This window comes from Fructilactobacillus sp. X7R9C1 (assembly GCF_059901005.1).
On the sequence record NZ_JBWXVG010000003.1, the window covers coordinates 16371 to 36739 of the forward strand.

The following is a 20369-nucleotide window of genomic DNA, read 5'->3' on the forward strand; positions in this document are numbered from 1 at the left end:
TGAATGAACTGATGGAATAAAAAAAGGATTCACATTTTTAGATAAATGTGAATCCAGATGGATTAATTATTTTGATAACGGGTATGAATTAGGCTTTGTTTTCTGATCCAAAGACTCTAATCCGGTCTAGGCACATGTTTTTAAGCGCGTTGGTTCCAGCCTTTAAGAAGATTCGGGGGTCATAATTTTTTCCTTCGAGGTCTTTATCAGAGTGGACATAGTCACGCATTGCTTGGTGGAAAGCTAATTGTCCCTCAGTATTGACGTTGATCTTAGAGATTCCTAATTGAATAGCCTTTTTGATTTGGTCATCAGGAATTCCAGAGCCGCCATGGAGAACCAATGGGATTTGCTTTCCCGTATTATCATAAAGGGCTTGGTCGATCTTTTTTAGATGAGCAAAGTTGAGACCCTTCCAATCCTTTGGATACTTACCGTGGATATTACCGATGCCAACTGCCAGCATGTCTACGCCAGTCTCGGCCATTTTGACGGCTGAATCAACTGGTGCAATTTCACCATCAGCAATTACTCCGTCCTCTTCACCACCAATGGTTCCGACTTCAGCTTCGACACTAACGTCTTCTGCGTGTGATAACTTAATTAGGGTCTTGGTTTTTTCAAGGTTTTCGTCTAACGGGAGGGCAGACCCGTCAAACATGATTGAAGTGAACTTGATTCCAAGGGTTTTAATGGAGTCGTAGTAGTTTCCGTGATCGAGATGGATTGAGACCGGTACGGTGATGTTTAGTGCATTGTGCATATCCACGATCAAATCATAGGCTAATCTAAAACTGCCCATGTAGTTGGCCGCACCAGAAGTAACCTGCATAATGACCGGTGACTTGGCTTCTTCACATGCTTCTAAGATGGCTTTCGCCCATTCGAGGTTGTTGACGTTGAATGCCGGAACGGCATAGTGTTCTTTTCGAGCTTTATCTAACATTTCAGTACTGTTTGTAATCATTTTATTTTCTCCCTTATTCCCAATTTTCTTTTTGAAACGTACTTACATTTCCGTGGACGACGTATTTTGGATTTTGATCATTAGCCTGATTGACGACATCAATCAACTGGTTAGTTTGATTGCCATATTGGGCAATTTTAATCAAGAATGGAACTAGATCATCTTTCCAAGTCAATCGTTTATCAAATCCGTATTGGATCCACACACTGTTGGTTTTGGTGTCGTTCCAAGCACTGGCACCATGATACGGACGATCATCGATCAGAATTCCACCAACGTAGTGAACGAGACTCTTATCGTGAGTCATTGTGATTTTTTTGTAAAAGGGGCTTCCTTTTTCTTGACCAAAGTAGCGTTGAATCCACGCTACCTTATCCTGCCAAGCACTTGGATTGCTCCACGGAGCAGTAGTGAGGATGTACAAATCATAATATTTTTTTAATTGATTAACACTTTCAATCGCATTTTCGGTCGGATCAAGATCCTTAAAGATGCCGGGGATCCGATCAGGACGAGCTCCGGTTGGTAATGATTTCGCCCGTTGGTTTAGAACAGGGATGGTATTAACTAACACGTTATCCATGTCTAAAAATAATTTTATTGGTTTGTTTGCTTTCATGAAACATAAGATTCCTTTCCTTTTTGATCAATAAATTAATAATCAAAATTATTTAAGCTTGGATAATTAGAACATACCACATTATGATTAATTTGCCTCAAATGAAAATTGAGCTCAATCCAAAAAAAGACCCAAACTCATCCCTTAAGTAATGAATTTGCGTCTTACAAATATTAATTCCTAAATTATCTTGCCCAATGATTGATTGGACCATATTTATGACCAACTTGGATCTCGTCTTCGATTGCGCCATCAACGTATTGTTTGGCAATCTTAATGGAATCGGAAACGGTGTGTCCCTTTGCCAGTTCAGCGGTAATGCCAGCTGAAAGAGTATCACCAGTTCCATTTTTACGGTCGGTGGTAAAATAAGGGCCGTCGATATTAAAATGTTTGCCGTCTTCAAGTAAAACGTAGTCAGAAACCTTGGTCTGACTAGGGTCATCATGACGTCCCTTGACAATTACGTTACTAGCACCCATGTCCTGCATGGCTTGAGCTGACTTTGCCATAAAGTTGGGATCGTCAACGTCTAAACCAGTCAACTTTTGCGCTTCAAAAAAGTTCGGCGTGAGGACGGTTGCCATGGGAACCAGTTGGTTTTTCATGGCGTCAAAAGCATCCGCTTCTAAAAGCATGGTACCAAATTTGGTGGTGATTACTGGATCAACCACGAGGGGGCCAAAGTCATAGAGCTGATAATCTTTTACGACTGTATTAATGATGTTAGCGTCTGATAACATGCCAGTTTTAGCAGCCAAGATGTGAAAATCATCACCGAGGTCTTTAAATTCCTGGTCAATAAAACTAGTCGGCATGTTAACACTATCGTGAATCCCATATGAATTACCCGATACACATGCTGTGATAATCGATGCCCCATAGACCCGACGGGCAAAGAAAGTGTTTAAATCAGCTTGGACGCCAGCACTACCGTCGCTATCGCTTCCAGCAATCGTTACTGCTTGTGGATAATCTTTAGCCATTTTTTGCGTCTCCATTCTAGTTTGATTTGATTTTTACCTGTTCCATGTATTATAATACTAAGAGCTGATGTATTTAAGGAATTAGACTTAATTGGAAGGAGTTTTTCATCATGAGAATTTGTCATCCAAATGGTGTCCAAGGTCGTCGTCCGATCGACACTAAAAAACGTAAAGCAAAACAAAAAGAAGTAGCAGACTTACAAAAGTTTTTGAAACAAAAACCTGCTAAATAATTGAACTAATTAACTTTTACTAGACGTCTGATTATTGATTTATTTTGATAATTAGTGGTCTATTTTTTTGTGCTTTTTTATTGATAACCACTGAGCAAGGTGTGATAATGATGGTGAAAATTATGGGAATGGGATGATAAAAATGGGAGTTGTAGGTTTCTAACCTAAAATGATTTTTGTAAATGAGTTCTTAATAAAGGAGACTGAAAATCATGACTGATGTAAAAATTCCCGACTATGACAAAAATAATATGCCTAAGACCACTAAAAGTGCGGTCTTAGAAAAAATGTTTGATATTGATATGAAGGACACTAAGTTAAAGAAAATGGGTCCAACCGATGTTTTGATTAAAGTTGTGGCAGTTGGAATCTGTGGTTCAGATGTTCACTACTATGACCAAGGACATATTGGTGATTTTGTGGTTAAAAAACCCTTAATCTTAGGACATGAAAGTTCTGGTGTGATTGTAGCAGTGGGTGATCAAGTAACCGACTTTAAACGTGGTGATCGAGTCGCAATGGAACCGGGCGTTCCCTGTGGTCATTGTGAGGCTTGTCGAACCGGTCATTATAACCTCTGTCCTAACATGCAATTCATGGCGACCCCGCCAGTTGATGGTGATTTAACTCAATTCATCGTTTATCCACAAGACTTTGTTTATCACATTCCTGAAAACGTTTCTTATGAAGAGGCGACTCTAAATGAGCCACTATCAGTTGGCGTTCATGCCACTCAGAAATTGGGAGTTGACGTGGGATCTACTATTTTGATTTCAGGGATGGGACCAGTTGGATTGCTTGCGATCTTAGCCGCAAAGGCCCATGGTGCTGACACCATCATTGTTAGTGATACCGAGCAACTCCGACTTGATACCGCCAAGAAGCTGGGAGCTACTCATGCAATTAACATTAAAAATGCGGATGTTTTAGACGAAGTTAAGACCATCACAAATGGAACGGGCGTTGATTACGCCATTGACGCTTCAGGATCAGTTCCAGGTGAACAAACTTCACTTCACGCGCTGAAGCGGGGTGGCAAAGTCGCCTACATTGGTGTCCCAACAACCGACCAAACGCCACTGGATGTTCCGTTCATGACTGACCATGAAACCACCATTATGGGGATCTTTAGATACTGTAACAACTACAAGACTGGATTAAAGATTTTAGCTAAAAACACTGATAAGGTTGATAATCTATTAACTAACTTTTATCCACTAGATGAAACGAAAGCGGCTCTTGAAAAATCAAGAACGGATAAATCGAACTCTTTGAAGGTTATCATTTACCCAAACGAGCAGCTGCGAAAATAGATTAAACTTGAGTTCTGCGTTTCTTTAGCGCAGAACTTTTTTTATTTAAAATAATTTGATAAAACAGTAGACAGTTAATTAATAACTGTGTATACTTGTGAACAACAAATTAAGTAATTCATTATTGCTGTGTAGTTCAGTTGGTAGAAACGCTTCACTGTTAATGAAGATGTCGCTGGTTCGATCCCAGCCACAGCAGCTACAAAAAAGCACCCCTCATTTGATTGAGCGGTGCTTTTTTGTGAAATTAGTTAATCAAAAACCCAAATTCAACTCGGGACTTTTGATATTAATGCTTTTTACCCTTTTTAGCTTTTTTTGGTTTACTTTTTTTAGGTTTTGGCATTTGTCTAAGCTGGTCTTTCATGCCTTCAATTTCTTTTGCATGCTCTTGTTTCCATTCTTTGAATGAAGATCCTGAATCAGAATCGGCTGGTTTAAGGCCGGTATCTAACCAGAATAATGCTTCTGATAGACTAGGGAAATTGTGCAACCAAAGCGTCTGACCATTCTCTGAATCGAAAGCAACGTATGAGCGGGAGCGCCGCTTTAAGAAAGTATGCTTTCTAATCTTAAACGCTTCCCTTTTTCTAGTTAAGAAGTAATCTGGTAGAATGTACTTACCGGGAGTCATTAACTTGGGAAAACGTTCATTTTTTTGAGCATGACGGTCCTTGAGCATTGCTAACGCTTGATCAACTGTAATTAATTTTGCAGCTATGTCAGCCATTGTATGAATCCCCTCCTGTATGTTATTTTCGCATAAATATTACAAAATGCAAAACGATATGATTAAATGTAATAATTAATTAAGATTTTAATTCAAATGGAGCTAAAATGGCAAAGAATAAGAAGTATTACGCGGTAAAGCAGGGGAGACACCCTGGAATTTATCCAACGTGGGAACTCACTAAAAAGCAAGTTGATGGATTTTCGGGAGCTGAGTATAAAAGTTTTGCAACTAAAAGAGAAGCTGGTGCGTACTTATATGGGGTTCAATTTGAAAACCATCCGGTGGAAAGTAAAGTAGGTAAACGCCCAACCATCATTGTATTTACCGATGGTGGTTCCAGAAATCACGGTAATGTTGCTGGTGGTCACGTCAAATCAAACGATAAGGCGGCGTGGGCATACCTAATTGATGCTCCGACCGGTCAGCACGTTGATTCAGGCGGTGAGTATGGGGTGACTAATAATAGAATGGAGATTATGGCACTCGTGAAAGCTTTGAAATGGTTGTTTGATCATCAGCTTAACGACCAGAGTGTTGGGGTTGTCAGCGATTCAAGATACGTTTTAAACGCCATTACTAAACACTGGATTGACGGGTGGAAAAAGCGCGGATGGAAACGTAGTGGCGGAGAACTTAAAAATAAGGAACTCTGGCAACAATTGGATGATTTATTGAATCAGTTTCCTAACATCCAATTTGGTTGGACGAAGGGTCACGCCACAAATAAAGGAAACGTCTTCGTGGACGAGAAATTGAATCAGACTATGGACAAAATGTAAATTTTCCTAATAATAAGGTTAAGACCTAAAAGGAGTGATTCAATGACGAGTGAAAGAGAAAAAATGACTAAGGGAGAATCTTATAATCAATTTGATAAAGAACTGATTAGTCGAAGGATCCTTTGTCGAAAGCAGTTGCAGGAGGCTAATAATACCCCTAATAATGAGAGGCGGAACCAACTAATTCAATCATTGTTAAAAAAGAGCGGACCAAGATTCTTTGTTGAGACTGGGATGGAGTTTGATTATGGCTTTAATATTTACATCGAGGACAACTTTTACGCTAACTACGGATTAACGCTGCTTGATACGGCTCCAATCACATTTGGTAAAAATTGTTACATAGGTCCTAATTGTGGACTTTATACAAACGTCCATCCTTTGAATGCTAAGGAACGGGTTGCAGATGTTGAAATGGCGGCCCCAATTACAATTGGTGATAATGCCTGGTTTGGTGGTCATGTAACCATTGTTCCCGGCGTGACCCTTGGAAACAATGTGGTGGTTGGTGCTGGAGCTGTTGTCACCAAATCGTTTGGAGACGATGTGGTTTTAGTCGGCAATCCAGCTCAAGTATTAAAAAAGATTGACAATAATTAGTGAATTTTACTTATTATCTTAGTTGTGTATAATGATAGTGAAAGATAAGTAATTATCATTTGTGTGACCTTTACAACGCTATGCAAGTGGCTCTATGAGCACCATACATGGCGTTTTTTGTTGTGAAAAAAGCGTTTGGAGGGATTTCTTTATTTTTAAAAAATTTAATATTGATAAATTCGTCTTTATTCCAACCTTATTAATTTTTGGAATTGGTTCAATCATTCTGATTATTGGTGGTTCCAAGTTGCAAGGGGTACTAGCGGTAGCCTTAAATTGGATCACTAATCAAATGGGATGGGCCTATATGGTGGTTTACATAATTAACTTCTTATTTTTTATGTGGTTAATCTTTTCAAAGTATGGTGCTATCCGCTTGGGTGAGCCCCACTCCAAACCAGAGTATAGTGATTTGCAGTGGGGCAGCATGGTCTTTGCGACCGCAATTGATGCCAGCATTTTAATGTTGAGTATGGTGGATCCGCTTCGATACTTGCAGCATCCTCCCTTTGGGGCTAAACCATTTTCACAGAGTGCTTATAATTATGCGCACATGTTTGGTCAGTTTAACTGGGGACCAATGGCATGGATGATGTTTGCTCCGGCCACGATTGCCATTGCTTATATTCTATTTGTTAAACACGGCAAGGTACAACGCCTTAGCTCTGCCATTGATTTTATTCAAGGTGAGGCTAGGTGGAAGTATTACACCAGACAGTTAGTTGATTTTCTGGTTGTCTTTGGAATTATGGGTGGTGTTGGATCATCGGTTGGAATGGAAATTCCCATTATTTCTAACGTTTTAAGTCGTTTATTAGGGATTCCAGATAATTTGGAACTTAAAACTGCGCTCTTTGCGGTGCTATTTGTGATCTTTGCCTGGACCGTTTATAAGGGATTAAATGGTGGAATTGATCGTTTGAGTGATGCTCATATTTGGACAGCCATTATTTTCTTAGCCTTTGTCCTGTTAGTTGGGCCAACTATTTATATCTTAAGTTCAGAGACCAACAGTTTGGGACTCTTGGCTGATAAGTTTGTTTCCATGTCGACTAATACCATTCCCAATGGAACTGCGGACGTTGCCAAACTGGAAACGATTTTCTACTGGGGCTGGTGGCTGTCATACATGCCGGTCATGGGACTGTTTATTGCTCGTATTTCTAAAGGACGAACCATTCGTTCCACTTTGATTGGAATGCTTGGTTACGGTTCAGTAGGATGTTTAAGTTTTTATGCAATTCTTGGTGGCTATTCATTATGGTTACAAAGGACCGGACAGATTAACTTGGTTCATATTTTGAATACGCAGGGGCAGGCTGCTGTCATTACTGCTGTATTATCCAGTTTGCCCTTTAAGGTAATTGTTTTTGTCGTTTACTGTATTTCGTGTTTTATCTTTCTGGCGACGACCATCTCGTCCTCAGCTTTCATTGTTTCTTCATTTACAAGTTTAGGATTAAAGGAGGGACAGGAACCAACCCAGTTTAACCGAATGACATGGGTTGTTGTCTTTGTCTTATTCTCGTTTGGACTAGTAGTTGTCGGAGGATTTAGCACCATCCAGACATTCTGTGCGATTGCTGGATTTCCATTAATGTTCGTATGTATCATGATATTGATATCGATTTACCACATGGTTAAAAATGATGAAGGAATCGTGCTTAAAAATAAAGCAATGGACAATCTAAGAATTAAACAAAAAAAGGAAAAGATGCGTCGTATTCATGCTAAAAAAATGGTAAAAAGTATTGAAGACGCTCAAAATGGTGCTGGTGAAGCGTCGCTACCTGATCCTAATAAAGAATAATGAGTTAATAATAATCAGTGGGTTGCTACTGATTATTTTTTTATTAAAAATCATAAAATTAATGATATGATGTTATTGAAAGGGGATGAAGACAATGGAAAAATTTAAACCATTGACATTTGAAAGGATTTTATTGACAGTTGATCCCGACGATAGTAAGTCAACGCAACGGGCTTTTCGTTACGCAGTTACTATTGCCATTAAGTTTCATGCGGCACTTGGAATTTGCTCGGTGTTAGAAAATAATGATATTAATATTTATGATTCTTTAACACCAAGTAAAATCGAAGCAAAACGGGATCATTTACGAGAAGTGGTTGGTAATTACACCGATCGAGCAAGTGACGCTGGCGTGGAGGACGTAACTCCCATTATTTCGGTTGGTGGGAACATTGACGATGAAATCTTGGATGCCATTGCTCCCAAGTTTAAGGCAGATCTCTTAATTTGTGGAGCTGATGCGACCGGTGAACACGGTAATCGTAGTATTAGTGTTAAACTGGTTAAGCAGTCTAAAATTTCAACTATTATCATTCGTTAGTCTAAAGTTTTTAATAATAGGTAGGGTAGGTAAGGGTTTTGTCAGATAAGTTAAGAGATTTTTTTAATGAAGGTACCACCGATGAGATTACTAAAAAGATGCTTGGAACGTTACTGGTTTATCATTCTCCAAAGGGGTTGATGAGCGGATACGTTACCGAAGCGGAAGCCTACCTGGGACAAAGAGATTCAGCAGCGCATGCCTATCAGGGGAAAAGGAACCCATCGAACGAAGCCTTGTATGGTGTTCCTGGCACGATTTATATCTACTCCATTCATGGTCGACTTTGTTTGGACGTTGCTGCTCAGGCTAAGGACGTACCAGAGGGAATTTTGATTCGTGGAATCGAACCTTATCAAGGGATTGACTTGATGAAACAAAATCGTAAGAAAAATGGTTTTGAATTGACTAATGGCCCGGGAAAATTAATGGATGCCTTGGGGATTTATGACAAGGATATGAACTTGATTGAGCTTGGTAACACCGCCCTTGACTTAGACATTGATCATGTGAAAGTCCCAAAAGAAGTGGTCGAATCGGGACGAATTGGGGTTAGTGACCGAGGAACTTGGACGGACAAGCCGTATCGTTTCTACGTTAAAGGGAACCCTTATGTGTCTAAGATACCTAAGCGTGATATGGATTTAAAAACATACGGATGGAAATAAGGAAGGGATGCTACTTTATGAAAGTAGCATCCCTTTAAAATTGTTTTATTTTTCATTGTACAGGTTTTTTAAACCATGAATGTCACTAAGACCAATCTGATTAGGATCAAGTGAATTATAGTAGGTGTCATTTGGGAACATGATACTTTCTTGAGCGTGATTGTGCTTAAGTCCCATTGCATGACCAAATTCGTGTTCGGTTGTTAGCAATTGCTGTTTGTAAGTGTATTCCATGTTGCTCATTACCCGCGGATTGAGCGTGATTTTGGCACCTGACTGATAAGTGTGATTTTTAACGTTGACGGTTTTAGTGAGATTCAAAGTAACTCCAGCGTACCGATTGCCCTTCCAGAATCCAGTATTACTATTGGTAGTACCAATGGTTGTCGGAACTTTGGTTTTGGAACGAATCCAGGTAAAAGCATGCGTTTTATTCCAGTTTCTGGCAGCTTGTTCAATGATAGTTTGGTACGATTGGGGAGTTCCTCTCCGAATATAGTATTTGGCGGTGGGGTGTTCATAACGAAAACCAATGTTAGGGTCAACTTTCTGATCAGCTTCAGTGGTCGAGCTCGTGAAAGAACTAAAGGCAATCATTGAAACTAATAATACCATTAGGGTTCCCACAATTTTGATTGATTTTTTCATTTTTGGTCCACCTTTCATCCCTGATTTAGTCTGAAACAAATCCATCTTAGCATAGCGAAACAGAATGGAGAACAAAAAAGAAATGGGTCCGAAATTCTTAATGATTTCGGATCCATTTTCATTACTTTTATTTTTTGAACATGTATTTAGCGTCAGCAACGTGATCCTGAGAAGTGAGAATTTTAGGACCATCTTCGGTGATTGCTAAGGTGTGTTCGTATTGAGCTGAGTATGAACCATCTTGGCTAACGTAATAGGTCCAATCGTCTTTTTTATCATAGTCATCTTTGATTTTCCAAGTACCGAGGTTAACCATTGGTTCAATGGTAATGGTCATGCCCGGTCTGAGACGCATTCCATGACCGGCAACCCCATAAGCTGGAACAGCTGGATCCTCATGAATGGAAGGCTGGATGCCATGTCCAATTAATTCTCGGACATCACCCATATGGTTTTCGTCTTCAACGTAGTGTTGAATGGCAGCACCAATGTCTCCAATTCGATTACCAACTTGAGCTTGGTCAATGCCAAGGTAAAGTCCCTTTTTAGTAACTTCCATGAGTTTCTTGATCTTAGGTGAGACTTCACCAACCGCGTATGACCAGCAGGAGTCACTTTCAAAACCGTCTTTATTGACACACATGTCAACTTTGACAATGTCGCCTTCCTTTAATTTTAAGCCCCGACGCGGGATTCCATGGGCAACTTCATTGTTGATTGAGATGCAAGTCCCGTAGTTATATCCGTCAAAGCCCTTCTCTGATGGAGTAGCCCCGTGGTCGGTAATGTACTTGTCAGCGAATTCTTCAATTTCCCAAGTATCGACACCCGGCTTAATGATTTTTTTCAAACCATTGTGGACACCGGCTAGCACTGCACCAGACTCGGCCATTTTTTTAATTTCACGATCCGATTTTAAAGTAATCAAGTGAATATCTCCTTTTATTAGTTGGATAAATTGTTTTTTCTTCCATAATTAAAATTAAATAAAGCATAAAAATGATTTTTAATTACCAAGTTTAGTTAAAATCTCACACCTCTAATATATCACTACTGGGCCTATTATTTCTAATCATAAATTAACCGACGTCTTTGTGAAAGAACATCACATTTATTTTTATAAAATTTAAAGATTGATGGGGATCGTGTTACAATATCAATTAATTAAGTGATAAATTAATAATTATTCTAAAATATGAAGCAAGATATCTGGTTTAGTTAACAAGTTGTTGTTAAAGAAGATTACTTTTTATTCTTTGAGATAAAAGAGGCGACGAGTTTGGTAGCAAAAGTTAAATATGTAGGGCTTTTTCTATGCAGCATGGTTTTGTTAGTGTGCCTATTTTCCAGAGTTGTAAGAGCCGATGGGTTAGTTGATTACTCCCAAAATAATGATACCAACGTGGGCCTAAACGTGCAGGGAAGATTTAATGTTCCAATCATCAATCCCTTTACCCCAAGTGAAAATTCCAACATTGGTGCTAATGGAGCGGCTGGTGAGAATAATGATCAAGATGCCGTCGATTATGTCCCCAAAGATTTAACCTTTCAGGCTCTCAGTGACCCACATTTTGCGGATAGTCCGTTAACTTCAAGTGGCTCTAGCACGTCTAAAGATGGAAGTCAGAATAACTTTGTGTTTGTCCAAGTTCATGACTTTGGTGATACCGGACCAATGGAGTTAAAGGCCACGCTTGAAGCCGATGGGAATGGAAACGGGTTTGTTAACGGTGATGGAGATGCCCTTCCCGGAGCGTACATTGAATTAAAGAATACCCAACTGTTTCAATATGACATTGGGGATGCTGTGTACAATAATATCTCACAACCAGCGTCACCAGACAACATTGGAACGACCACCATTACGACTGATGCAGATGCTCCGGTAATGTTGTCGAATACTAATAATGGCCCCGCTGATCAGTCAATGACTCCGGTTGGTTCGTTTGGCGTGTATGAATTAGCATGGACGTTAGGAGATTTCCGCCTGGAAGTTCCGTTTAATAGTAATAGTTTTACTGGCTATGATAAAGTCCCTAGTCAAGATAATGAATACAACGGCACAATTGATTGGAATTATGCTCCTCAGGTTCACTAAAAAGTTAGGACACTAATTATGAAAAAGTTCGTTAAAGCACTATTAATCACGCTGATTGCTTTATTTATGGTGGTAGTCTTGGCCACTTTGACGACTTCGGCTGCTAGTATGAGCAGTACGGCCCCAATCCAGGTCAAGATTGATGACAATTATCATGTATCACATGATAATTCATACTACCAGATTATAACTAACCAAGCACGTGATTATCCAATTGCTGTCTCGTTAACTAACTTAAGTAAAACCAACGCTTGTCAGATTAGCACCCGAGTTGATTCTGCGTCTACATCATCTAAGTTGGCGTTATTTTTTAATAATAATCAAAGTCAGTTTCGTGGATTACCCGTTAACATGCGCCAAGTGGTCTCATTTAATGAGTTAAGTGATCGTGATTTTCAGTTAGCTCCCAGGCAAACTCGGATCGTGAAAATGTCCCTTAACCTAAATAATGATAAGTTTCGCGACTTTAATGGCGAAATTCTTGGCGCAGTGACTTTTACACAAGATGCGCCGGCAGTTAAAGGTGAGATTAATAATCAATTTTCTTACACCATCCCGATTGAGGTTAGAAAAGGGAAACCGCAAGGTAGTGAGATTGAGGCAACCAAAAACGATCTCAAGAAGGATGCCGTCAAGCATGCAATGTTTACTTTTGGACTAGTAAATAAAAAACCGGCCATGTTAGATGACGTGAAGGCTAATGCAACGTTGAAGAACGTGACGCTGAACCGAATTATGACAAGTACCAAGATTAGAAGGGGTCAGGTTGCGCCCAACAGTGAATTTGCGATCAAACAACCACTAAATAAACAATTATTGCCCGGTAGGTACGTTGCCACCGTTAATCTCAGTGGTAAGAATTCAGTTAATGAATCACCTAGTCACGTTAAATTACAAAGGGAATTTATCGTTAGTCTGGTTGACTACATCAGGACATTTTCAGATCGAACACTCTTGATTATGATCGGAATTATAACTGCGTTAGGCCTGATTGTCACAATTTTGGCATCTCTAGTAATATTTAATCATCGAAAACACAAGGTGTAATTTTTAAATTGGGGAGGAATGAACGGTGAAAAAGGATAAATGGATCCAACGAGTAATTCTCGGTAGGGTGACCATATTATTTATAGTGGCTTGTACGATCCTATTCTTATATACAACGAGTTCAAATCGTTCTGCTTCAGTAAAGGCCGAAAGTAATCCTCAAACAGCTAGTTCATCAGCTAGTCATGCTCATTCTGCTAGTCAAAGTAGTTCGTTTAAAAAGACAAGTTCAAATAGTGATAATCCGGATCAGGCGTCATCTGGAAACGACCAGAAGACAAAAACCTTAAGTAACCATGATATGGACCAAAAGAATGGTAAGTACACACAATTAATGCAAGAAAGTCAGAATGACGAAAGTGATTTTAAGGCGGGTAAGTACGTGCCAGCCACCAAGTTGTCGGCTGCGCAAATTAAAACGGCTGATTTATCGACTGTCTCGGTGGGCGACTGGAGTAGTTTTGTTGCGGCCATCCAGAATTCAAACGTCGATCATATTTTAATTGCAAATGATTTTGCCGCTCCTGATACCGGAATGCGACAGGTCCAGGCTGCTTCTCGTCTAAGTGGCAATCTGGTGGTCGACGGACAAGTTACCGCTTCTAATAGTAATCCGGACGATCAACACGTTAATGGTCCAACGGTTGATTTAGGCGGTAATAGTTTTGATTGGCATGGAAATAATAGAAGCAATTCGAATGGGACATCCCAGTTTCCAGACGTTCAGGTTAACAACTTGAACGTGTATGGTGGTAATTATTATGGGATGTTTTGTGATAGCAACGGTGGAATTCATGGTGATGTACAAACTTACACCAATTATTCGTATACTGGTTCCCAACCGTTTGTTAACTATGGTGGATTAGACGTTTTAAAGGGCCAAATCCGGTTGAACCAGGTTAATCGGTATTCAGCGATGGGGCGAACTAATACTAATATTTCCTTTGGTGGTCAACAACTGATGGAAGCATGTGCATTGTGGATTGCCGACAGTAATGACAGTTCCAATCCAACTAACGTTAAAACCACCAGTAATAACAATTCTTCTCTTCCTAATTTTGAAATTGGTGACTGGGGAGACGAACGATGGGATCAGCGGATTCAAAATGTTCCCACTAATCCTAATACTGGTCAACCCTTTAATCTGGGTCAGATTGCGATTGGTAACAATGTCAATGTCGATATGGATGCGACCGCTAAAAACTCAGTTGGTGGTGGTAATAGCAACAGTTCAGGTCAAACTTCTGGATTTGATCTGGGGCGTGGAAATAACCAAAATGACTTTAGTATTGGTAATTACTCCAAGGTTAATATTGATATGACGCCTGGTCATACGGCCATCACTTCTTATAATCGAGCAAATAGTAGTGCTCAATCTGGAATTAATATTGGGAGTTCAACCCTAACGGTCAATAGTAATCATGGTTACGGAAGCCCAGCAACTAATCGTCCGGGCATATTTGCTAACGGTGACATTACCTTTGCTCCTAATCAGGTTGCTGGACTTGACCCAGGTTCTGATCAACAGCCAACCTTAAACATTGATAAAAATGTTCAAAATAATGACTCAAGAATGGCAATTCAGTCGCTAACTGGGAACGTTGATTTACGTAAACTAGGGTATGGCGATCTGCGGATGAGTAATTATAGTCATCCGGTTAACGAACCAATTATTTCGGTTAATCGCGGTCGTACAACCGGGAGCGGACAAATTGAGTTTGGTGCTAATCAACCATTCTCAGCTTGGAACTTAACTAATTCTGATAATGACGGTTCGCCTCAGTGGAGTTGGGAACAATCACCGGCTAGTGGCTGGTCATATCCAAATGATACCTTTCAACCCACTTCGTTTGATCCATATCAATACTCTCGTTTAAAGGTGGGGACTTCCCAGTCTGAAGGTAACCTGCAGTTTGACCATTCATTAAATGATGCAAGGGATTCGAAGTACTCGTACCAGATTGACGGAACCGTCACGGATGACAACGGTGCTCCCTATGCAAATGCATATGTTAGTTTAACTGGTGATCCGAATATCCAACCCAATGTTGGTAACAACGATAGTATCCCAAATGATGGTTACGCCTTTGGATATCCAATGTTTCAACCCAAAGCTCCTGATAATATTTCCAAAAGGGAGTACGTCGCTAAGACTGATTCTAACGGGCACTTCAATTATACGTTGCCTAAAAAGAACGGACAGCAAACCTACCTGACTGCGAACGAAACCATTACGGCTTTTGCCGCTGGATATAATGATTCCAGCTGGTTTTACACGAAGGAGACCCCAGAACCAGTTGACGGTGTTAATAGCCCAGGGGTGATTAATCCATATCAACCGCAAACACAGGATGACAATGGCTTTCCACAAATTGTCGATCCGGGTGACCAAGTTGCGGGAGCTAACAACCCTGCTGACAATAATGATCCGGCAATGTTAAGACTCGACGCAGTTCCTCAAAGCATGCAATTTAACATGAACGGTGGGAATGCGTCACCGATTAATGGTCATTTGGCGGTTCCAATTTCTGAGCAGGGAACTTCGTTAGCTTACAATCCAAATAGTTCGAAGCCAGGGATCTTTACCCAGTTTACTAATTCTGTTGGTAGCGAAATAAATGATGACGGTTGGAACTTATCGGTTACGGCTACAGCAAATGATAATCAAGGAAACCTGTTAAATGATGCATCGTTACTTTTGGGTGGGTCCCCACTTGGTGATGGTTTTCTCCAAGAATTAAGTACCCCAAGTGGCATGGGACTTACGCAGTGGAATAAAACGGGAAACAATCTTTCCGACCTCGTCAACTTTAATGGACAGGAAACCCCGATTGTCTCAAGTAATGATGTGAGTTTAGATAATTCAACCTATCAGACATTTTGGAATTTGGATAACATTAAATTGAACCTAGATGAAGAAGTTTTAAAGGATAATAAAGCGGGTCTCGGTGGCAATTCACAGAACTCTAGTGGAACGCTGACTTGGAACTTGTCTCACGGGCCTTCTGAGGGCGACTAATGATTAAGACGATGATAATTTAAGAATTGTTGTCGTCTTTTGTGCGTAATGAATGATTAAACTTGGAAATTGGAGTGGCGTTATAATGAAAGTAGTTCAAAGATTAATGGTGATGATGGTTGCACTCGGTGCTTTTGTTCTTTTCTTCTTACTTGGAAGTGTTTTTACCCAGGCCGATACACAAAATCAGGTCCCACTGGAAGTTCTTCCTCAGATTAAAGATGTGAAAGGCCAACAAAAAAGGGCTGATTATTTCGATATTAAGGCAACTCCTGGGATGAAACAACAGCTAAAAATCAAATTGATTAACCGAAGCACTAACATGCCATTAAAGGTTAAATTGGGAGTTAATCCCGCTACTACTTCTGGAGCTCCTACGATTAGTTACGCTAATAAAGAGAAAACTAATAACCGTCAATTTCCGATTGAGAAGTTGGTAACTTTTGCTAAAACTTCCGATCAGTCGATTTCACTTCAACCGCAACAAAAGCAAACCGTTGTTTTAAATCTAAATGTTCCGAATGACAGGCGATTTCAAGACTTCAAGGGAACCATTCTTGGTGGCCTTTACGTTGTCGAAGATAATGGCAACCAGTCGTCATCACCAGTCAATTCACTGTATTCATATTCGGTTGGAATTCAGTTAAAACACGGAAAACAACCTGCTAACATCAAAATGAATGGGATTAAGATGCTGAATGCTAGTAATCCTAATTTGATGGAAGTCAAGTTATCAAATGACAGGGCGGCGGTGCTTGGAAAAACCAAGATTAAGACTGACGTTACACCGATTAACAGTATGAATGCTTTAGACTCACATACAACTTTTGATGCCGTAATCGCGCCTAATAGTTCGTTTAATTACCTGGTTCCTAAGTCCGCTAACCAATTACCGAACGGACGCTATTTGCTTCACTTAAAAATGATTTCTAATGATCCTCAATTTAAGGGAACTAAGGTCTGGAACTTTACGCGTGGGTTTACTGTCAATAACCCAATTTCAGCGACTCATTCAATAAATAAAGCGGTTTCAAAGAGCATCTTCTGGTTGGTTATGTTAATATTGTTGTTGGGTATCATTGGTATCTGTCTTTATTTCTTTTTTGCCGGAAGAAAACAAGATGAGCTATAAATCTAATAAGACTATGTTTCATACACAATTGTGTATTATTATTTGGAAACCGGTGCTTGCGTGTTCCGGATTTTTTGTGCGGGATTTTTGTGTCACTGGGATTCCTAATTTATGAACAAAGGAAGAGTGATTTTTTGGAAAAAGCAGCAAAGAAAAACATTTTTTTATTTGCGATTGGAATTGCCATTGTTGTGGCTGGTTTTCTTTTTATTGAATTTGGGATCAACGTTGATGGTGTAAAGCGTGGCGAACACACCCCCATTTTATTTGTATCAGACCTAAATAAAACTTCCAAGGCTGCTAACCACCTGACGGTTACTTCTAGTCGTGAGGGCGGCGAGTATGCCATGAAGATTAATGTTTATCCGGACGGTAAGATTTATTACCATCCTAACGGAAATGTACACGCTAAGTATCCGATTATCAAGGTCAACTTTACCGACAATACTGCTTCCACGGTAATTCAGGCGAAGTGGCTGAATGAGATTCTCGTTCATTTAAATCATAAGTACCATTATCAACAATATAATGCTTTAGGATTTGGTTCTGGGAGTCTAACGATTTATCAGAACGCCGTGGCATATGGTCAAGAATCGAATCATATGCGACTGACCAAGTTCATATCAATTGGTGGACCATACAAGGGCATCATGCCGGTAACTGATGTTATGAACCATCGCTACCCGAAAGTTAGTGAATTAAAGGATGCTTCTAAGAGTTTTCCGAAGGGTGTGAGTGTTCTCAACGTTTACGGACAATTGAGCAAGACAAATAAATCTGACGGACGAGTTACTACTTCGTCTGCTCGTGAATTAAGAAAGCTTGTCCCGGGCTCTGACTATCAGGAAATTAAAGTAAGCGGAAGATCAGGTCAACACAGTAAGTTATTAAACAATCAGATGGCTTCAAGAATTATTGAAAGATTCCTGTTCGCTGAATAATCAAACAAAAAGCGAGATCACAAATTAATGTGATCTCGCTTTTGTTTTAATTAGAGTTGGTTAACGACACCTTTTTCAACGGCACGGCTTAATGCTTGAAGTTCGTTAATCTTTGATTCAATGAGGTATTGACCCTTAACTTCACTCTTGTCTTTAGCATCTTGTAATTGTTGGTCTAAGAATTGAATTTGTTTATCGATATAATCAGTAAGTTTCATATTATGCACTCCCATCTGTTCTATTTTTCACTTACATCCTACCAGATTTGAACTCGTTTATCAGGTTTTAAGTACATCTGATCTTTGGCGGTTACGTCAAAAGTTGTGTAAAAGTCATCAAGATTCTTAACTTGAACAGATGCTCGAAGTGGAGCAGGTGCATGCACGTCAATTGATAGTAATAGATTCTGGTATTCTGGGGTGGCTTTCATTCGCCAAATCCGACCCCAGTTGGTAAAGAACTGGTATAAGTCAGTGTCATCACCATTTTTAGCGGCTTCTTCAGCACAGCTAAGACCACCCGCATCAGCGATATTCTCTGAGACGGTCAGGTTACCGTTAACTTTACCACCCGCAAATGGAATGCCGTTGAATTCGTCAATCATTTTCTGGGCTAACTTGGAGAAGTGTTCGTGATCGGACTTGGTCCACCAATTATTCAGGTTACCATACTGGTCGAATAAAGAGCCATTATTGTCAAAGGCGTGTGAAATTTCATGAGCCATAACCGCTCCGATTCCGCCATAATTAGCGCTTTCGGGTTGATCTAAACTGTAAAATGGTGCTTGTAGAATGGCGGCCGGGAAGACAATGATGTTTTTAAAGGGATGATAGTAAGCATTCACGGTGTTGGCACTCATTTCCCAACGTTCTCTTTCCACTGGTTTGTTCCACTTTGAGAATTCGTCTTGGTTGGCAATTTTTTCAAAGTTAAGTAGGTTACTTAAAACCGTGCCACCATCTTTTTCCTCGGTAACGTGAAATTTCTTGTAAAGCGGATCTAGTTCATCAGGATATCCGACTTGAACTCCAAGGGTAGAAAGCTTTTTAGTTGCCATCTTCTTAGTGTCGTCGCTTAACCATTGGTTGTTTGAAAGTCGGTTTTTATATACGTCGATCATACTATCAACCATTTGATGAACGTCAGCTTTGGCTTTTTCACCAAAGTATTTTTTACCGTAGTAGTCACCAACCACTTGATCAAAAGTTCCTGATGCAAGGTAGTAGGCGGCCTTCTTTTTATTAGTGGCTTCCTTCTTGCCTGAGAGCGATCTACTATAGGTCCCACCAACTACCCGGAATTCGTCTGAGAGAGCGCCACTGTACCCATTAAGTGTCTTCACAAGCATCCAGTCCTTCATAAGCTGGAAGTGAGATGAAGTTAAAAGTTCGGAAAGATTACTAAAGAATTGGGGTTCGGTGACGATGATCTTTTCAGGAAGGGTACCCACTAATTGGTTAATGGCTTCCTTTAGGTTCAAGGCATTGGTTGACCGAGCTAATTCGTCGGTACTTTCTGGGTTGTACATTTTACTGTAGTCAGCAGCTTCTTCAGCTGACTTGACGTTTGGGGCGATTAAGCGATCAAATTCAACCGCATTTTCAACGATCTTTTGACTGTCGTTCTCACTATATCCAGCCATTTCAAATAACTTGGTGGTCATTTGAATGAAGATTGGCATTAAGGTTTTGGCCGCTTCATTATCTTTTTCGTAGTAAGTTTTATCTGGCATAAAAAGGGAAGGTCCACTCGCAAAGAGGGCGTTCACTTTCGCATTCTTCATGTCAGGATCAAGTCCCAATGAAAATGGGGTTGGGAGTCCAGAAAGGATCCAATCGGGGAGCTGATCGTTTAAATCATTGTAATTTTCCAGATTACTGATTCGGTCAAGGACTGGCTTTAAAGGCTTAACGCCATCTTCATCACGCTTTTTGAAGTTATTAGTCATGTTATAGAACTTTTTGTATTCTTCGAGTTCGGGGGTTTTAGCGGTTAATTGACCACTTGATAGGTCGGCTGAATCCTTCATTAAGGTCTTGTCGATATCATCAACTAGATCCATGAAACCACCGGTTGAAGAGTGATCAGACGGGATGGTTGCTTGTTTAATCCATGCTCCATTAATGGCGTCATAGAAGTCGGTTTTTAGTTCCGACTTATCAATTGGAAATTCTTTGTTAGTCATAGTCATTGTCCTTTCGAATTTTTTCTCATAATTAAATGGTATCAAAAAAG

Annotated in this window: 20 protein-coding genes and 1 tRNA gene; 13 read left to right on the top strand and 8 right to left on the bottom strand. The window is 40.0% G+C overall.

Annotated elements, in window-relative coordinates:
- Positions 1-88: 88 nt before the first annotated feature.
- From fba to thiD, 3 genes are all read right to left on the bottom strand, one after another.
- The gene (gene fba, locus AC6UD0_RS02760; protein WP_500708083.1) at positions 89-967 is read right to left on the bottom strand and encodes a class II fructose-1,6-bisphosphate aldolase; all 879 of its coding nucleotides are present in this window, start codon (positions 965-967) and stop codon (positions 89-91) included.
- Positions 968-980: 13 nt separating this feature from the next.
- On the bottom strand, positions 981-1550 hold the full coding sequence (locus AC6UD0_RS02765) for a 5' nucleotidase, NT5C type (RefSeq protein ID WP_500708085.1): 570 nt from the start codon (positions 1548-1550) through the stop codon (positions 981-983).
- A gap of 221 nt (positions 1551-1771) precedes the next feature.
- Complete coding sequence (gene thiD, locus AC6UD0_RS02770; protein ID WP_500707254.1) at positions 1772-2572, bottom strand: bifunctional hydroxymethylpyrimidine kinase/phosphomethylpyrimidine kinase; 801 nt, start codon at positions 2570-2572, stop codon at positions 1772-1774.
- A gap of 110 nt (positions 2573-2682) precedes the next feature.
- On the opposite strand from thiD, the gene AC6UD0_RS02775 reads away from it, so the two are divergent.
- From AC6UD0_RS02775 to AC6UD0_RS02785, 3 genes are all read left to right on the top strand, one after another.
- A complete protein-coding gene (locus AC6UD0_RS02775) occupies positions 2683-2805 on the top strand; it encodes a hypothetical protein (RefSeq protein ID WP_010022570.1) in 123 nt (40 codons plus the stop codon).
- 212 nt (positions 2806-3017) lie between these two features.
- Entirely contained in the window at positions 3018-4118 is a 1101-nt protein-coding gene (locus AC6UD0_RS02780; RefSeq protein ID WP_500693452.1) for an NAD(P)-dependent alcohol dehydrogenase, read from the top strand.
- A 125-nt stretch (positions 4119-4243) separates the two neighbouring features.
- Positions 4244-4317: transfer RNA gene (locus AC6UD0_RS02785), tRNA-Asn, on the top strand.
- 90 nt (positions 4318-4407) lie between these two features.
- Here AC6UD0_RS02785 and AC6UD0_RS02790 read toward each other — a convergent pair.
- Positions 4408-4848: a hypothetical protein gene (locus tag AC6UD0_RS02790; protein WP_500693453.1), complete on the bottom strand. Its 441-nt coding sequence runs from the start codon at positions 4846-4848 to the stop codon at positions 4408-4410.
- A gap of 107 nt (positions 4849-4955) precedes the next feature.
- Between AC6UD0_RS02790 and AC6UD0_RS02795 the strand changes: the two genes are divergently transcribed.
- From AC6UD0_RS02795 to AC6UD0_RS02815, 5 genes are all read left to right on the top strand, one after another.
- On the top strand, positions 4956-5630 hold the full coding sequence (locus AC6UD0_RS02795) for a ribonuclease H family protein (protein WP_500708086.1): 675 nt from the start codon (positions 4956-4958) through the stop codon (positions 5628-5630).
- Between the two features lie 42 nt (positions 5631-5672).
- A complete protein-coding gene (locus AC6UD0_RS02800) occupies positions 5673-6230 on the top strand; it encodes a sugar O-acetyltransferase (protein WP_500708088.1) in 558 nt (185 codons plus the stop codon).
- 94 nt (positions 6231-6324) lie between these two features.
- Complete coding sequence (locus tag AC6UD0_RS02805) at positions 6325-8040, top strand: BCCT family transporter (RefSeq protein WP_500708089.1); 1716 nt, start codon at positions 6325-6327, stop codon at positions 8038-8040.
- Positions 8041-8134: 94 nt separating this feature from the next.
- Positions 8135-8581 (top strand): universal stress protein, encoded by a 447-nt coding sequence (locus tag AC6UD0_RS02810; RefSeq protein WP_500693457.1) that lies wholly within the window; start codon positions 8135-8137, stop codon positions 8579-8581.
- A gap of 38 nt (positions 8582-8619) precedes the next feature.
- Positions 8620-9249 (top strand): DNA-3-methyladenine glycosylase, encoded by a 630-nt coding sequence (locus AC6UD0_RS02815; protein ID WP_500708090.1) that lies wholly within the window; start codon positions 8620-8622, stop codon positions 9247-9249.
- A 45-nt stretch (positions 9250-9294) separates the two neighbouring features.
- Here AC6UD0_RS02815 and AC6UD0_RS02820 read toward each other — a convergent pair whose 3' ends face one another.
- Positions 9295-9897, bottom strand: a complete 603-nt coding sequence (locus tag AC6UD0_RS02820; RefSeq protein WP_500700847.1) for a matrixin family metalloprotease — start codon at positions 9895-9897, stop codon at positions 9295-9297.
- A gap of 127 nt (positions 9898-10024) precedes the next feature.
- The gene (gene map / locus AC6UD0_RS02825; RefSeq protein WP_500695297.1) at positions 10025-10825 is read right to left on the bottom strand and encodes a type I methionyl aminopeptidase; all 801 of its coding nucleotides are present in this window, start codon (positions 10823-10825) and stop codon (positions 10025-10027) included.
- 351 nt (positions 10826-11176) lie between these two features.
- Here map and AC6UD0_RS02830 point away from each other — a divergent pair, with 351 nt between their 5' ends.
- The 5 genes from AC6UD0_RS02830 to AC6UD0_RS02850 all read left to right on the top strand — a co-directional run bounded on the left by AC6UD0_RS02830 (position 11177) and on the right by AC6UD0_RS02850 (position 18134).
- A complete protein-coding gene (locus AC6UD0_RS02830; RefSeq protein ID WP_500708091.1) occupies positions 11177-11995 on the top strand; it encodes a hypothetical protein in 819 nt (272 codons plus the stop codon).
- Between the two features lie 18 nt (positions 11996-12013).
- A complete protein-coding gene (locus tag AC6UD0_RS02835; protein WP_500708092.1) occupies positions 12014-13042 on the top strand; it encodes a WxL protein host-binding domain-containing protein in 1029 nt (342 codons plus the stop codon).
- 25 nt (positions 13043-13067) lie between these two features.
- The gene (locus AC6UD0_RS02840; protein ID WP_500708093.1) at positions 13068-16061 is read left to right on the top strand and encodes a pectate lyase-like adhesive domain-containing protein; all 2994 of its coding nucleotides are present in this window, start codon (positions 13068-13070) and stop codon (positions 16059-16061) included.
- Positions 16062-16146: 85 nt separating this feature from the next.
- On the top strand, positions 16147-17193 hold the full coding sequence (locus AC6UD0_RS02845) for a WxL protein host-binding domain-containing protein (protein WP_500708094.1): 1047 nt from the start codon (positions 16147-16149) through the stop codon (positions 17191-17193).
- A gap of 134 nt (positions 17194-17327) precedes the next feature.
- On the top strand, positions 17328-18134 hold the full coding sequence (locus AC6UD0_RS02850; RefSeq protein ID WP_500693465.1) for an alpha/beta hydrolase: 807 nt from the start codon (positions 17328-17330) through the stop codon (positions 18132-18134).
- A 50-nt stretch (positions 18135-18184) separates the two neighbouring features.
- Here the strand turns inward: AC6UD0_RS02850 and AC6UD0_RS02855 are convergent, their stop codons facing one another.
- Both AC6UD0_RS02855 and AC6UD0_RS02860 read right to left on the bottom strand, forming a co-directional pair.
- Positions 18185-18352: a hypothetical protein gene (locus tag AC6UD0_RS02855; RefSeq protein ID WP_010022596.1), complete on the bottom strand. Its 168-nt coding sequence runs from the start codon at positions 18350-18352 to the stop codon at positions 18185-18187.
- 38 nt (positions 18353-18390) lie between these two features.
- A complete protein-coding gene (locus AC6UD0_RS02860; RefSeq protein ID WP_500708095.1) occupies positions 18391-20319 on the bottom strand; it encodes a M13 family metallopeptidase in 1929 nt (642 codons plus the stop codon).
- Positions 20320-20369 lie beyond the last annotated feature (50 nt).

Bases quoted from the DNA above. Each gene is read 5' to 3' on its own strand.
- fba (WP_500708083.1), bottom strand. From the start codon at position 967: ATGATTACAAACAGTACTGAAATGTTAGATAAAGCTCGAAAAGAACAC.
- AC6UD0_RS02765 (WP_500708085.1), bottom strand. From the start codon at position 1,550: ATGGATAACGTGTTAGTTAATACCATCCCTGTTCTAAACCAACGGGCG.
- thiD (WP_500707254.1), bottom strand. From the start codon at position 2,572: ATGGCTAAAGATTATCCACAAGCAGTAACGATTGCTGGAAGCGATAGC.
- AC6UD0_RS02775 (WP_010022570.1), top strand. From the start codon at position 2,683: ATGAGAATTTGTCATCCAAATGGTGTCCAAGGTCGTCGTCCGATCGAC.
- AC6UD0_RS02780 (WP_500693452.1), top strand. From the start codon at position 3,018: ATGACTGATGTAAAAATTCCCGACTATGACAAAAATAATATGCCTAAG.
- AC6UD0_RS02790 (WP_500693453.1), bottom strand. From the start codon at position 4,848: ATGGCTGACATAGCTGCAAAATTAATTACAGTTGATCAAGCGTTAGCA.
- AC6UD0_RS02795 (WP_500708086.1), top strand. From the start codon at position 4,956: ATGGCAAAGAATAAGAAGTATTACGCGGTAAAGCAGGGGAGACACCCT.
- AC6UD0_RS02800 (WP_500708088.1), top strand. From the start codon at position 5,673: ATGACGAGTGAAAGAGAAAAAATGACTAAGGGAGAATCTTATAATCAA.
- AC6UD0_RS02805 (WP_500708089.1), top strand. From the start codon at position 6,325: ATGAGCACCATACATGGCGTTTTTTGTTGTGAAAAAAGCGTTTGGAGG.
- AC6UD0_RS02810 (WP_500693457.1), top strand. From the start codon at position 8,135: ATGGAAAAATTTAAACCATTGACATTTGAAAGGATTTTATTGACAGTT.
- AC6UD0_RS02820 (WP_500700847.1), bottom strand. From the start codon at position 9,897: ATGAAAAAATCAATCAAAATTGTGGGAACCCTAATGGTATTATTAGTT.
- AC6UD0_RS02835 (WP_500708092.1), top strand. From the start codon at position 12,014: ATGAAAAAGTTCGTTAAAGCACTATTAATCACGCTGATTGCTTTATTT.
- AC6UD0_RS02845 (WP_500708094.1), top strand. From the start codon at position 16,147: ATGAAAGTAGTTCAAAGATTAATGGTGATGATGGTTGCACTCGGTGCT.
- AC6UD0_RS02855 (WP_010022596.1), bottom strand. From the start codon at position 18,352: ATGAAACTTACTGATTATATCGATAAACAAATTCAATTCTTAGACCAA.
- AC6UD0_RS02860 (WP_500708095.1), bottom strand. From the start codon at position 20,319: ATGACTAACAAAGAATTTCCAATTGATAAGTCGGAACTAAAAACCGAC.